The following is a 12750-nucleotide window of genomic DNA, read 5'->3' on the forward strand; positions in this document are numbered from 1 at the left end:
GTGCACACATCACGAGAGCGGAACAACCGGTCGGAATAAGACCCGTCGTTCACAGCGTCCTCGCTGTGTTACTGCCTACCGCCACCGAAGTGAACGAGTAGGACTTTTCAAAGGAACCACCAACCTGCACCAGGTGCAGGCCGGGGTATCAACATATCTGGCGTTGACTTTTGGCACGCTGTTGAGTTCTCAAGGAACGGACGCTTCCTTCGGTCCCGTATCACCGGGGCCCTCCGGGCGCTTCCCTTCATTTACTTCTTTTGTCTCGCTGTCTTGCGTTTCCGACTCTATCAGACACTTTCCGGTGTCTGACTCCCGGTCGAAGCGGGCCGTGCGGTTTCGCTTTCCAGGTTCTTCGCTTTCGCGTTTTCCCTTTCCGGCGGTTCCAACTTTACCAGACTCTTTTTCGTTCCGTTTCCGGTCCGAATTCGATTTCCGGTGGCCTGTGGAGTGGCCTTGCCTTTCGGCGCATCCGACTTTATCAGAGATTCTGAGTCGGAATTCCCGCCCCGTCGGAGTGGCCCGGTGCACGAGGTGCGCGCAGTACTTCCCGGTCAGGCGGAGCCGTAAACGTACTGGAGCGGGGCGCCCCGATGCAAATCGAGGGGCCCCGCTCCCGTACGGGCTGGTCAGGAGGGTCAGACCTCGACGACGACCGGGAGGATCATCGGGCGTCGGCGGTAGGTGTCGGAGACCCACTTGCCGACCGTCCGGCGGACCATCTGCTGGAGCTGGTGGGGCTCCATCACGCCGTCCTGGGCCGACTTGTCCAGGGCTTCCTGGATCTTCGGGGTGACGCCGACGAAGGCGCTGTCGTCGATGCCGGAGCCCCGGGCCTGGATGTGGGGGCCGCCCACGATCTTGCCGGAGGAGCTGTCGACGACGATGAAGACCGAGATGATGCCCTCGTCGCCGAGGATGCGGCGGTCCTTGAGGGAGGTCTCGGTGACGTCGCCGACGGAGAGGCCGTCGACGTACACGTAACCGGCCTGGACCTTGCCGACGATCTTGGCCTTGCCGTCGATGAGGTCGACGACCACGCCGTCCTCGGCGATGACGATGTGGTCCTTGGGCACGCCGGTGAGGGCTCCCAGCTCGGCGTTGGCCCTGAGGTGGCGCCATTCGCCGTGGACCGGCATCAGGTTCTTCGGCTTGCAGATGTTGTAGAAGTACAGCAGCTCGCCGGCCGAGGCATGGCCCGAGACGTGGACCTTGGCGTTGCCCTTGTGGACGACGTTGGCGCCCCAGCGGGTCAGGCCGTTGATCACGCGGTAGACCGCGTTCTCGTTGCCGGGGATGAGGGACGACGCCAGGATCACCGTGTCGCCGGGAACGATCCGGATCTGGTGGTCGCGGTTGGCCATCCGGGAGAGGGCCGCCATCGGCTCGCCCTGTGAGCCCGTGCAGACCAGCACGACCTCGTCGTCCGGGAGGTCGTCGAGGGTCTTGACGTCGACGACCAGGCCCGCGGGGACCTTCAGGTAGCCGAGGTCACGGGCGATGCCCATGTTGCGGACCATCGAGCGGCCGACGAAGGCGACCCTGCGGCCGTACTCGTGGGCGGCGTCCAGGATCTGCTGGATGCGGTGCACGTGGCTGGCGAAGCTGGCCACGATGATGCGCTTCTGGGCGTTGGCGAAGACCGTGCGCAGGACGTTGGAGATGTCCCGCTCCGGCGGAACGAAGCCCGGGACCTCGGCGTTCGTGGAGTCCGAGAGGAGGAGGTCGATGCCCTCCTCGCTGAGGCGCGCGAACGCGTGCAGGTCCGTGAGGCGGCCGTCCAGCGGAAGCTGGTCCATCTTGAAGTCACCGGTGGCGACGGCCATGCCCGCGGGGGTGCGGATGGCGACCGCGAGAGCGTCCGGGATGGAGTGGTTGACCGCGATGAACTCGCAGTCGAAGACGCCGATGCGCTCGCGCTGCCCCTCCCGCACCTCAAGGGTGTAGGGGCGGATGCGGTGCTCCTGGAGCTTCGCCTCGATGAGCGCGAGGGTCAGCTTGGAACCGATGAGGGGGATGTCCGGCTTCAGACGCAGCAGGTACGGGACACCACCGATGTGGTCCTCGTGGCCGTGCGTGAGGACGATGCCCTCGATGTCGTCCAGGCGGTCCCGGATCGTGGTGAAGTCCGGGAGGATCAGGTCGATGCCCGGCTGCTCCTCCTCCGGGAAGAGGACGCCGCAGTCGACGATGAGCAGGCGGCCGCCGTACTCGAAGACCGTCATGTTGCGGCCGATCTCGCCCAGGCCGCCGAGCGGGGTGACCCGCAGGGCGCCCTTCGGGAGCTTCGGGGGGGTACCGAGTTCAGGGTGCGGATGGCTCAAAAGACTCTCCTTAACCACACGCGCCACGTACCGCTGAGGCACGTGGCGCGCATGTCATTCGTGCACTTGCAGTTGTCTTGGGGTGCTGCTCTTCGCGAGGTGCCTCGCTCGTTCTCTTCATTCAGTTGTGAAGTCTGTGGTTAGAGCTGTACCCCGCCGGCGGCCAGGTCGATCTTGAGCTGGGCCGTCTCCTGTGCGGTGAGTTCCACCAGGGGCAGGCGCAGCGGTCCGGCCGGGAGGCCCTGGAGCGTCAGCGCGGCCTTGGTGGTGATGACGCCCTGGGTGCGGAACATGCCGGTGAAGACCGGGAGCAGCTTCTGGTGGATCTCGGTGGCCTTCTGCACGTCGCCGCCGAGGTGGGCCTCGACCAGTGCCCGCAGGTCCGGGGTGACGACGTGGCCGACGACGGAGACGAAGCCGACCGCGCCGACCGAGAGGAGCGGCAGGTTGAGCATGTCGTCGCCGGAGTACCAGGCGAGGCCGGACTGGGCGATGGCCCAGCTGGCGCGGCCGAGGTCTCCCTTGGCGTCCTTGTTGGCGACGATCCGCGGGTGGTCGGCGAGCCGGACGAGGGTCTCGGTGTCGATCGGGACGCCGCTGCGGCCGGGGATGTCGTACAGCATCACGGGCAGGCCGGTGGAGTCGGCGATGGCCGTGAAGTGGCGCAGGAGGCCTTCCTGCGGCGGCTTGTTGTAGTACGGCGTGACCGCGAGGAGGCCGTGGGCGCCGGTGCGCTCGGCGGTGCGGGCGAGGTCGACGCTGTGCCGGGTGTCGTTGGTCCCGATGCCGGCGACGACGTGCGCCCGGTCGCCGACCGCTTCGAGCACCGCCCGTACGAGCTGGTCCTTCTCCGCGTCACTGGTGGTCGGGGACTCACCGGTGGTGCCGTTGACGATCAGCCCGTCGTTGCCTGCGTCCACCAGGTGGACGGCGAGCCGCTGGGCGCCGTCGAGGTCGAGAGCGCCGTCCGCCGTGAGGGGCGTGACCATAGCGGTGAGGACCCGCCCGAAGGGGGTCTGCGGAGTGGAGATCGGAGCCATGGGTAACACGCTACTCGCTGCTCAGCGCGTGGTCCCCCTAGGGGGACGGGGAAGAGGAGCCCGGCACTGCCTGCTCGGGGGTTCAAGCAGTGCCGGGTCCGTTTGATCAGCCTAGATGAACTTCTCGAAACGCCGCAATACGGACACCGCCTACGGGGCTACTCGTCCATTTTTGTTGAAGGCCGCATGCGTGAGCGGCATGAGCTGCTGCCAGTGGGCTTCCATCTGCTCGCCGACCATCTCGATCTCGCGCTGCGGGAAGGACGGGACCGTCGCCAGCTCGTGCTGCGTACGCAGGCCGAGGAAGTGCATCAGGGAGCGTGCGTTGCAGGTGGCGTACATGGAGGAGAACAGGCCGACCGGCAGGACCGCGCGGGCCACCTCGCGGGCCACGCCCTCCGCCAGCATCTCCTGGTACGCGGCGTAGGAGGCCCTGTAGGACTCCTCCATGGCGCGGGTGGTGAGGTCGTACTGGGCCTCGGTGCCCTCGACGAACTCGTACTTGCCGGGGCGGCCCTGCTGGACCAGCTTGCGGGAGGTTCCGGGGACGTAGAAGACCGGCTCCAGCTCCCGGTAGCGGCCCGATTCCTCGTTGTACGACCAGCCCACGCGGTGCCGCATGAACTCGCGGAACACGAAGATCGGGGCGCTGATGAAGAAGGTCATCGAGTTGTGCTCGAACGGGCTGCCGTGCCGGTCCCGCATGAGGTAGTTGATCAGCCCCTTGGACCGCTCCGGGTCCTTGGTGACCTCTTCCAACGACTGCTCGCCGGCGGTGGAGACCCGGGCGGCGAACAGCACGTCCGCGTCGCCCGCGGCGCTTTTCACCAGCTCGACGGTGACATCGCTGCGGAAGTGGGGCTTTGCGGGTTCGGGGGTGTCGGTCACCGGCGGGGGTCCTTCCAGGGGCGGCGCTCGGGCGGCGACCACTTTACGGGCCGGGTGGGCGACGCATGCACACGGCGGTGTCGGGCAGCCATTCGTGGAGTCCGTCCAAGAAGTACGGCGATTCGGGCACCGATCCGGCCGTTCGTACGTCTGACTCATTAGCAGCACCCGCCACTGAGATCAAGGAGAGCTTCCTCATGTTCCGCCGGCGTGAATCCGTCCCGTTCTCGTTCGTCGCCGAGTCCGACCGGTTCCGCAGTAATGTCACTCCTCCTCCCTCTCCGCGCGCCAGCGTTCCCGAGCTGCTGGGCCGCTCCCTCGTCGGGCTGACCGTGGTCGCCGGGCTCGTGGGGTCGCTGCTGCTGGGTATTCCGGCGCTCGACTCCGGTTCGTCCGCCTCGCACGGCAATCAGTCCGAGGCGTCCCAGGGCCGCTGAGTCACGTCCCCGGGGGGCGCCGGACTTTTACTCGTACGGACCCCCTGGGGTGGTCGGGCCGGGAGGCGCCTCGGTAGCCTCACCGGGCACAGCAATCGAGCGTGCTTGTGAGTGAGGATGAGTCGTGCCCCTGCCCTTTCTGACGGCCGACCGCGCATTCGACGCGAGCGCGGACGACGTTGCGCTGCCGTTCGACGACCACGACAGCTGGCGGCGGCCCTACCGCCCCGGCCCGTGGCGGGTCGCGGCGGCGGCCGGCCTGTTGTTGCTGGCCTCGTTCGTTCTGCTCGCGGCGATGATCATCGCCTTCGCCGGGGCGCCTTCGGGGGCTCTGGTCTGTCTGCTGCTGGCCGGTGCGCTGATCGGTGGAGCACTGCGGCTCCTGCGGGTCGGTGCGTGGGTCAGCCGGCATGGCGTGCGGCGTGTGGGGTTCTTCCGGACCACCACGGTGCCGTGGGGGGCCACCGCCTCCGTCCGTACGGTCCAGCAGCCCGTGAAGTGGCTGGGGCTGCCTCGTACGGTGCAGGGCCAGGCGCTGATCGTGGTCCGGCAGAACGGTGAGACCCTGCCGCCGCTGGCCTCCGACCACAACGCGGACTTCCTCGGGCGCGAGGAGGCGTTCGAGCGGGCCACGGATGCGGTGGAGGCTTGGGCGGATGAGTATCGGCACGGGTAGCCGTGCGCCGTTTACGCAGGTGAGCCCGGGACCGTAAGTCGGTCCCGGGCTCACCTGCGTAAAGGCGGGAAAGGTGTCCCCAATCGCCGGGCGGGCTTGATGTGGTGTCCTCAGACGCCGGACGGGCTTGATTGGGGCTTGCCCGCACGCAGCGCGATCGCCCTTTGCATCGCCTTGCGGGCCCTCGGTGTGTCCCTTGCGTCCTGGTAGGCCACCGCCAGGCGGAACCAGGCGCGCCAGTCGTCCGGGGCGTCTTCCGTTTCTTCGCGGCGCTTCGTGAAGACCGCGTCGGCGGCGTCCCGGTCGATGCGGCCGGACGGCGTGCGGGCCAGGTCGTCGACCGGGAGGCCGCCCTCCGCGTCGAGTTCGGCGGCGAGCGCGTTGGCGCGGCGGACGAACTGGGTGTTCTTCCAGAGGAACCAGACGCCGATCACCGGCAGGATCAGCACGGCTACGCCGAACGTGACCGTGACCAGCGTGCCGTGCCTGATGAGCATCAGGCCGCGGCTGCCGACCAGGAAGAAGTAGAAGACCAGGACGGCGGCCGTGACGAAGTAGGTGATCTTTGCGCGCATGGTGGGCTCAGTCAGTTCAGGTCGAGGAAGTGTTCCAGGCCGAACGTGAGGCCGGGAGTGGTCACCACGCGCCGGGTGCCGAGCAGGATGCCCGGCATGAAGCTGCTGTGGTGGAGGGAGTCGTGGCGGATGGTGAGGGTCTCGCCCTCGCCGCCGAGCAGCACTTCCTGGTGGGCCAGCAGTCCGCGGAGGCGGATCGCGTGGACCGGGACGCCGTCGACTTCCGCGCCGCGCGCGCCGTCCAGGGCGGTCGTCGTCGCGTCCGGCTGCGGCGCGTTGCCCGCCTTCGCGCGGGCCGCCGCGATGAGCTGAGCCGTGCGGGTGGCGGTGCCGGAAGGCGCGTCGACCTTGTTGGGGTGGTGGAGCTCGACGACCTCGACCGACTCGAAGTAGCGGGCGGCCTGCTCCGCGAACTTCATGGTCAGGACGGCGCCGATGGAGAAGTTCGGGGCGATGAGGACACCGGTCTCCGGAGAGTTCTCCAACCAGGCGGTGAGCTGCGCGAGCCGTTCGTCGGTCCAGCCCGTGGTGCCGACGACGGCGTGGATGCCGTGCCGGACGCAGAAGTCGAGGTTGCCCATGACCGACGCGGGGGTGGTCAGCTCGACGGCGACCTGGGCGCCCGCCTCGGCGAGGGCCTCCAGCTTGTCGCCCCGGCCCAGGGCCGCCACCAGCTCCAGGTCGTCGGCGGCCTCGATCGCCCGTACGGCCTCGGAGCCGATCCGGCCCTGAGCGCCGAGAACGGCTACGCGCAGCTTGCTCATCTTGTCTTCCTTAAGGGATTAAGGGATTAGGAGACCGCTTCGTGGAGGCGGTCAGCCTGCTTGTCCTTGAGCGGGCCGATGACCGACAGCGAAGGGCGGTGGGTGAGGAGCTCGCCCGCCACCTCCCGTACGTCGTCGGGGGTGACCTCCGCGATCCGGGCGAGCATGTCGTCCACCGACATGTGCTCGCCCCAGCACAGCTCGCTCTTGCCGATCCGGTTCATCAGCGCGCCGGTGTCCTCCAGGCCGAGGACGGTGGAGCCGGAGAGCTGGCCGATGGCGCGGGTGATCTCGTCGTCGCCCAGGCCGTGGGTGGCGACCCGGTCCAGCTCGTCCCGGCAGATCTTCAGGACGTCGTGGACCTGGCTGGGCCGGCAGCCCGCGTAGACGCCGAAGAGGCCGCAGTCGGCGAAGCCCGAGGTGTACGAGTACACGCTGTAGGCCAGGCCGCGCTTCTCCCGGACCTCCTGGAAGAGGCGCGAGCTCATTCCGCCTCCGAGGGCGGTGTTGAGCACGCCGAGCGCCCAGCGGCGGTCGTCGGTACGCGCGAGGCCGGGCATGCCGAGGACCACGTGGGCCTGCTCGGTCTTGCGGTTCAGCAACTCGACCCTGCCGGCGGTGCGCAGGGTGCGGGAGCCCTGACGGGGCGCCATGGGGACCGCGTCGTGACGGGAGAGGGCGCCTGCCTTCTCGAAGGCGCGGCGGACCTGGCGTACGACCGTGGCGTGGTCGACGTTGCCCGCGGCGGCGACGACCAGGTGCGTGGGGTCGTAGTGCTTCTTGTAGAAGCGGGCGATCTGGCCCCGGTTCAGGGCGTTGATCGTGTCGACGGTGCCGAGGACCGGGCGGCCGAGCGGGGTGTCGCCGAGCATCGTGTGCGCGAACAGGTCGTGCACGCAGTCGCCCGGGTCGTCCTCGGTCATCGCGATCTCTTCGAGGATGACGCCGCGCTCGGCGTCGACGTCCTCGGGGGCGATCAGCGAGCCGGTCAGCATGTCGCAGACCACGTCGATGGCGAGCGGCAGGTCGGTGTCGAGGACCCGCGCGTAGTAGCAGGTGTACTCCTTCGCCGTGAAGGCGTTCATCTCTCCGCCGACCGCGTCGATCGCCGAGGAGATGTCGAGGGCGCTGCGCCTGGCGGTGCCCTTGAAGAGGAGGTGTTCCAGGTAGTGGGTCGCGCCGTTCAGGGTGGGCGTCTCGTCGCGGGAGCCGACGTTGGCCCAGATGCCGAAGGTGGCGGACCGGACGGAGGGCAGGGTCTCGGTGACGATCCGCAGACCGCCGGGGAGGACGGTGCGGCGGACGGTGCCGATGCCGCCTGTGCCCTTGAGAAGCGTTTGGGTACGGGCGACGGCCCGCGCCTCCGAGGAGGTGCGGGCCGTCGTCGCGGAACTACGGGACGTCACTTGTCGGTGTCGTCCTTCGTCTCGTCCTCTTCACCCTCGATGACGGGGATGAGGGAGAGCTTGCCGCGGGAGTCGATCTCGGCGATCTCGACCTGGACCTTGGCGCCGACGCCGAGCACGTCCTCGACGTTCTCCACGCGCTTGCCACCGGCGAGCTTGCGGATCTGCGAGATGTGCAGCAGGCCGTCCTTGCCCGGCATGAGCGAGACGAACGCGCCGAAGGTGGTCGTCTTGACGACCGTACCCAGGTAGCGCTCGCCGACCTCCGGCATGGTCGGGTTGGCGATGGCGTTGATCGTGGCGCGGGCGGCCTCGGCCTGCGAACCCTGCTGGGCACCGATGTAGATGGTGCCGTCGTCCTCGATCGTGATGTCGGCGCCGGTGTCCTCCTGGATCTGGTTGATCATCTTGCCCTTGGGGCCGATGACCTCACCGATCTTGTCCACCGGGATCTTGACGGTGATGATCCGCGGGGCGTTCGGGGACATCTCGTCCGGGACGTCGATGGCCTCGTTCATGACGTCCAGGATGTGCAGACGCGCGTCACGGGCCTGCTTCAGCGCGGCGGCCAGGACCGAGGCGGGGATGCCGTCGAGCTTGGTGTCGAGCTGGAGCGCGGTCACGAACTGCTTCGTACCGGCGACCTTGAAGTCCATGTCGCCGAAGGCGTCCTCCGCACCGAGGATGTCGGTGAGGGCGACGTAGTGGGTCTTGCCGTCGATCTCCTGCGAGATCAGGCCCATGGCGATACCGGCGACGGCGGCCTTGAGCGGCACACCGGCGTTCAGCAGCGACATGGTGGAGGCGCAGACCGAGCCCATGGACGTCGAGCCGTTGGAGCCCAGCGCCTCGGAGACCTGGCGGATCGCGTACGGGAACTCCTCGCGCGACGGCAGCACCGGCACGATGGCGCGCTCGGCGAGCGCACCGTGGCCGATCTCGCGGCGCTTGGGCGAGCCCACGCGGCCGGTCTCACCGACGGAGTACGGCGGGAAGTTGTAGTTGTGCATGTAGCGCTTGCGGGTCACCGGGGAGAGGGTGTCCAGCTGCTGCTCCATACGGAGCATGTTGAGGGTGGTGACGCCCAGGATCTGGGTCTCGCCACGCTCGAACAGCGCCGAGCCGTGCACGCGCGGGATGGCCTCGACCTCGGCGGCGAGCGTACGGATGTCCGTGACGCCACGGCCGTCGATGCGGACCTTGTCCTTGATGACACGCTCGCGGACCAGCTTCTTGGTCAGCGAACGGTACGCGGCGGAGATCTCCTTCTCGCGGCCCTCGAACGCCGGCAGAAGCTTCTCTGCGGCGATCTCCTTGACGCGGTCCAGCTCGGCCTCGCGGTCCTGCTTGCCGGCGATGGTGAGCGCCTGCGTCAGCTCGGAGGTGACGGCCTTGGCGAGCGCCTCGAAGACGTCGTCCTGGTAGTCCAGGAAGACCGGGAACTCGCCGATCGGCTTGGCGGCCTTGGAGGCGAGGTCGGACTGGGCCTTGCAGAGCGCCTTGATGAAGGGCTTCGCGGCGTCCAGACCGGCGGCGACGATCTCCTCGGTGGGAGCCTCGGCGCCGTCCTTGACGAGCTGGATGGTCTTCTCGGTGGCCTCGGCCTCGACCATCATGATCGCGACGTCGCCGTCCTCCAGGACGCGACCGGCGACCACCATGTCGAAGACGGCGTCCTCGAGCTCGGTGTGCGTCGGGAACGCGACCCACTGGCCCTTGATCAGGGCGACGCGGGTGGCGCCGATCGGGCCGGAGAAGGGCAGGCCCGCCAGGATGGTGGAGCAGGAGGCGGCGTTGATCGCGACCACGTCGTACAGGTGGTCGGGGTTGAGCGCCATGATCGTCTCGACGATCTGGATCTCGTTGCGCAGGCCCTTCTTGAAGGAGGGGCGCAGCGGGCGGTCGATCAGGCGGCAGGTGAGGATCGCGTCCTCGGAGGGCCGGCCCTCACGACGGAAGAAGGAGCCGGGGATCTTGCCGGCCGCGTACTGCCGCTCCTCGACGTCCACCGTGAGGGGGAAGAAGTCGAGGTTGTCCTTGGGCCGCTTGGAAGCGGTGGTGGCCGACAGCACCATGGTGTCGTCGTCCAGGTACGCGACGGCGGAGCCGGCGGCCTGCTTGGCCAGGCGGCCCGTCTCGAAGCGGATGGTGCGGGTGCCGAAGGTTCCGTTGTCGATGACGGCCTCGGCGTAGTGGGTCTCGTTCTCCACTAGTGATTTCTCCATACTCGTCGTCTTTCGTCCTGCCGCCCGTGTGGCGGAGGACGGTGCGGGAGAGGCGCACCGTGGTGCGGGCCGGTCTTCGATCGAAGCTCCCGGGCATGTTCCCGGGGGCCACTACCGAGGACCGGCGGCGGCGTCACTGCGCCTCTCCCCGGTGTTGCGCTGGTGTTGCGTGGTGTTCCGGTGTCCAGATTACTGAGCTTGACACCGGTTGTGCACGTACGGCAAAGGGAGCGGTCCCCTCAGACGCGGGAACCGCTCCCTTTCCACGGCGTACTTACTTGGCGCCGCCGGCCGCACCGCGGCGGATGCCGAGGCGGTCGACCAGCGCACGGAAGCGCTGGATGTCCTTCTTGGCCAGGTACTGCAGGAGGCGGCGACGCTGGCCGACCAGGATGAGCAGACCACGACGGGAGTGGTGGTCGTGCTTGTGCGTCTTGAGGTGCTCCGTCAGGTCCGAGATCCGGCGCGAGAGCATGGCGACCTGGACCTCGGGGGATCCGGTGTCACCTTCCTTCTGCGCGAAGTCGGCCATGATCTGCTTCTTCGTAGCGGCGTCGAGCGGCACGCGTACTCCTCTTGATGTTCGAAGCGCCCACGAGTGCCCCTGGTCTTGTTCTCAGGGGAGCTTCCGTGACTCGGAGGCGAAGGTCCGATGAGCGCAGTCCCCAGGATGATCCGGAGAGGCGTACACAAACGGCCACTGGTCAGAGTACCAGCCATTCGGGTCACGCCCGGACGGTGGCCGCCCGGGGGCCGGTGGTCAGCTGGTGAGGGCCCGGATCGAGCGGTAGACGTCGAAGACCGCGAGGCAGAGGGGCAGCAGGGTGAGCAGCACGGCCGTCTCGGCGATCTCCAGGAAGCGGCCCCAGAACGGGGTCACCCCCTTGCGCGGCACGATCAGACCGATGGCGGTGATCAGGGCGGCGACACCCGCGACGGCGGCGGCGAGCCACACCGTACGGATGTCCAGTGCGGCGCTGTCGCCCCGCAGCGCGTCGCGGACCAGGGTGAGCGGCGGGTTGAGGGAGAGGCCGAGGCCCAGGAAGACCAGGGAGCCGAGGCCGGCGGCGAGCGTGCAGCCGACCTGGGCGGTGTAGCGGAAGAGGTGGGCCCGCATCAGCATGGCGATGCCGGTGGCGAGCGCGAGGAGCTGGCCCCAGAGGTTGTCAGAGAAGCCGAGCACCGCGGCGGCGGCCACGGCGACCAGCGCGCAGCCGCCGACCAGGCCGAGGAGCAGCTCATGGCCGCGGCGGGCCTGGGCGGCGATCCGTACGGCGTCGACCGGGCCCTGCGGCGCCGGCTCGGAGGTGCCGTAGTCGCCGACGGCGGAGCGCGGCGGTTCGAAGCCGATGGGGAGGCGGGCGAAGCGGGTGGAGAGGCCGGGCAGGAAGGCCAGCGCGCCGACGGCGAAGGGTGCGCAGACGGCGGCGGCCTCGGTGGGCGTCAGCTCGGCGCTGATCGCGATGAAGGTGACGACGACGCCGGTGGCGCTCGCGAAGACGAAGGCGACGAACGGGCCGTCGCCGCCCGGTGCGGTGATCATGAGGATGACCGCGACCACCAGGACGGCGGCGCAGGCCAGCAGGAACTGCAGCCGTCCCACGCCCTGGCCCGCGCTGAGCGAGAGCAGCCCGGAGCCGGCGACCGCGGCGTTCACCATCGCGCCGGTGCCGAGCGCGATGGCCGAGCCCCGGTCGTCGTAGACCCGTGCGCAGACGCAGGCGAGGGCGAGCAGGAGTACGGCGGTGGTGGCGGCCAGGATGCCGGGCAGGCCGTGCATGTCGTGGCGCGGGTCGGCGGTCCAGAGGACGAAGCCGAGCAGGCTGAGCAGGGTGGAGCCGCCGAACAGGCCGGCACCGCGCATGAGGGAGTCGCCCCAGAGCGTGCGGTCCTTGGCCACAGCGGTGGCGACGGCGTCGGAGACGTCGTCGAAGACGGCGGGCGGCAGCGATTCGGCGAAGGGCCGCAGCGAGAGCAGCTCGCCGTCGAGGACGCGGTGGCCGGCCAGCGTACGGGCGCTGTCCAGGACGGTGCCGTCGCGGCGTACGAGGTGGTAGCCGACCGGTGCGCCGGGTGCGGGGCTCTGTCCGGAGAGCCGGAGGATCTCGGGGTAGAGGTCCGCGACGGGCACGTCCTCGGGCAACGCCACGTCGACCCGGCCGTCGGGTGCGACGACCGTGACCCGGCAGAAGCCCGTGCCGTTGCCGGACGTAACCCCGTGACTCGGCCGGCCGGTCGTGGTGGCTGCCGCTTGGGCCGTCATTGTCACCTGCTGCTCCCCCTGTTGCTCCGGACGTCCGGTGGCGCTCCCAGGTGAGCGCGGCTTCGCCAGAAACCGCTCTGTGCCGTTCTGGAGCTTCTGCCGGAAACACCCCTCAGGGCGGTGGATCCCGCCCCGCGTCCCGAATGACCGTC

General features: G+C 68.9%; 11 protein-coding genes. 2 read left to right on the top strand and 9 right to left on the bottom strand.

Going from position 1 to position 12750, the window contains the following annotated elements:
• Positions 1–638 precede the first annotated feature (638 nt).
• From ACIRR8_RS04165 to thyX, 3 genes are all read right to left on the bottom strand, one after another.
• The gene (locus tag ACIRR8_RS04165) at positions 639–2324 is read right to left on the bottom strand and encodes a ribonuclease J (RefSeq protein WP_404058739.1); all 1686 of its coding nucleotides are present in this window, start codon (positions 2322–2324) and stop codon (positions 639–641) included.
• Between the two features lie 140 nt (positions 2325–2464).
• Positions 2465–3364, bottom strand: a complete 900-nt coding sequence (gene dapA / locus ACIRR8_RS04170; RefSeq protein ID WP_404058742.1) for a 4-hydroxy-tetrahydrodipicolinate synthase — start codon at positions 3362–3364, stop codon at positions 2465–2467.
• 150 nt (positions 3365–3514) lie between these two features.
• Entirely contained in the window at positions 3515–4252 is a 738-nt protein-coding gene (gene thyX, locus ACIRR8_RS04175; protein WP_258469052.1) for an FAD-dependent thymidylate synthase, read from the bottom strand.
• A gap of 197 nt (positions 4253–4449) precedes the next feature.
• On the opposite strand from thyX, the gene ACIRR8_RS04180 reads away from it, so the two are divergent.
• Both ACIRR8_RS04180 and ACIRR8_RS04185 read left to right on the top strand, forming a co-directional pair.
• Positions 4450–4689 carry a hypothetical protein gene (locus ACIRR8_RS04180; RefSeq protein WP_404058744.1) on the top strand — a complete coding sequence of 80 codons (240 nt, stop codon included), beginning with the start codon at positions 4450–4452 and terminating at the stop codon, positions 4687–4689.
• A 124-nt stretch (positions 4690–4813) separates the two neighbouring features.
• On the top strand, positions 4814–5365 hold the full coding sequence (locus ACIRR8_RS04185) for a hypothetical protein (protein WP_404058746.1): 552 nt from the start codon (positions 4814–4816) through the stop codon (positions 5363–5365).
• Positions 5366–5475: 110 nt separating this feature from the next.
• Here the strand turns inward: ACIRR8_RS04185 and ACIRR8_RS04190 are convergent, their stop codons facing one another.
• The 6 genes from ACIRR8_RS04190 to eccD form a co-directional block, all read right to left on the bottom strand.
• Positions 5476–5940, bottom strand: coding sequence for a hypothetical protein (locus ACIRR8_RS04190; RefSeq protein WP_404058748.1), 465 nt, complete (start codon positions 5938–5940; stop codon positions 5476–5478).
• Positions 5941–5951: 11 nt separating this feature from the next.
• Positions 5952–6704 (bottom strand): 4-hydroxy-tetrahydrodipicolinate reductase, encoded by a 753-nt coding sequence (gene dapB / locus ACIRR8_RS04195; protein WP_404058750.1) that lies wholly within the window; start codon positions 6702–6704, stop codon positions 5952–5954.
• 26 nt (positions 6705–6730) lie between these two features.
• Positions 6731–8110 (bottom strand): M16 family metallopeptidase, encoded by a 1380-nt coding sequence (locus ACIRR8_RS04200; protein ID WP_404058753.1) that lies wholly within the window; start codon positions 8108–8110, stop codon positions 6731–6733.
• Positions 8107–10320 carry a polyribonucleotide nucleotidyltransferase gene (locus ACIRR8_RS04205; protein ID WP_404060626.1) on the bottom strand — a complete coding sequence of 738 codons (2214 nt, stop codon included), beginning with the start codon at positions 10318–10320 and terminating at the stop codon, positions 8107–8109. Before ACIRR8_RS04205 ends, ACIRR8_RS04200 begins: the two co-directional genes overlap by 4 nt.
• A gap of 289 nt (positions 10321–10609) precedes the next feature.
• A complete protein-coding gene (gene rpsO, locus ACIRR8_RS04210) occupies positions 10610–10900 on the bottom strand; it encodes a 30S ribosomal protein S15 (RefSeq protein WP_355880623.1) in 291 nt (96 codons plus the stop codon).
• Positions 10901–11095: 195 nt separating this feature from the next.
• Complete coding sequence (gene eccD / locus ACIRR8_RS04215; RefSeq protein ID WP_404060629.1) at positions 11096–12598, bottom strand: type VII secretion integral membrane protein EccD; 1503 nt, start codon at positions 12596–12598, stop codon at positions 11096–11098.
• Positions 12599–12750: the final 152 nt, after the last annotated feature.

Source organism: Streptomyces sp. NPDC101178 (assembly GCF_044767965.1).
Classification (GTDB): domain Bacteria; phylum Actinomycetota; class Actinomycetes; order Streptomycetales; family Streptomycetaceae; genus Streptomyces.

Coding starts and splice junctions, on each gene's coding strand:
- ACIRR8_RS04180 (WP_404058744.1), top strand. CDS start 4,450: ATGTTCCGCCGGCGTGAATCCGTCCCGTTCTCGTTCGTCGCCGAGTCC.
- dapB (WP_404058750.1), bottom strand. CDS start 6,704: ATGAGCAAGCTGCGCGTAGCCGTTCTCGGCGCTCAGGGCCGGATCGGC.
- eccD (WP_404060629.1), bottom strand. CDS start 12,598: ATGACGGCCCAAGCGGCAGCCACCACGACCGGCCGGCCGAGTCACGGG.
- dapA (WP_404058742.1), bottom strand. CDS start 3,364: ATGGCTCCGATCTCCACTCCGCAGACCCCCTTCGGGCGGGTCCTCACC.
- ACIRR8_RS04190 (WP_404058748.1), bottom strand. CDS start 5,940: ATGCGCGCAAAGATCACCTACTTCGTCACGGCCGCCGTCCTGGTCTTC.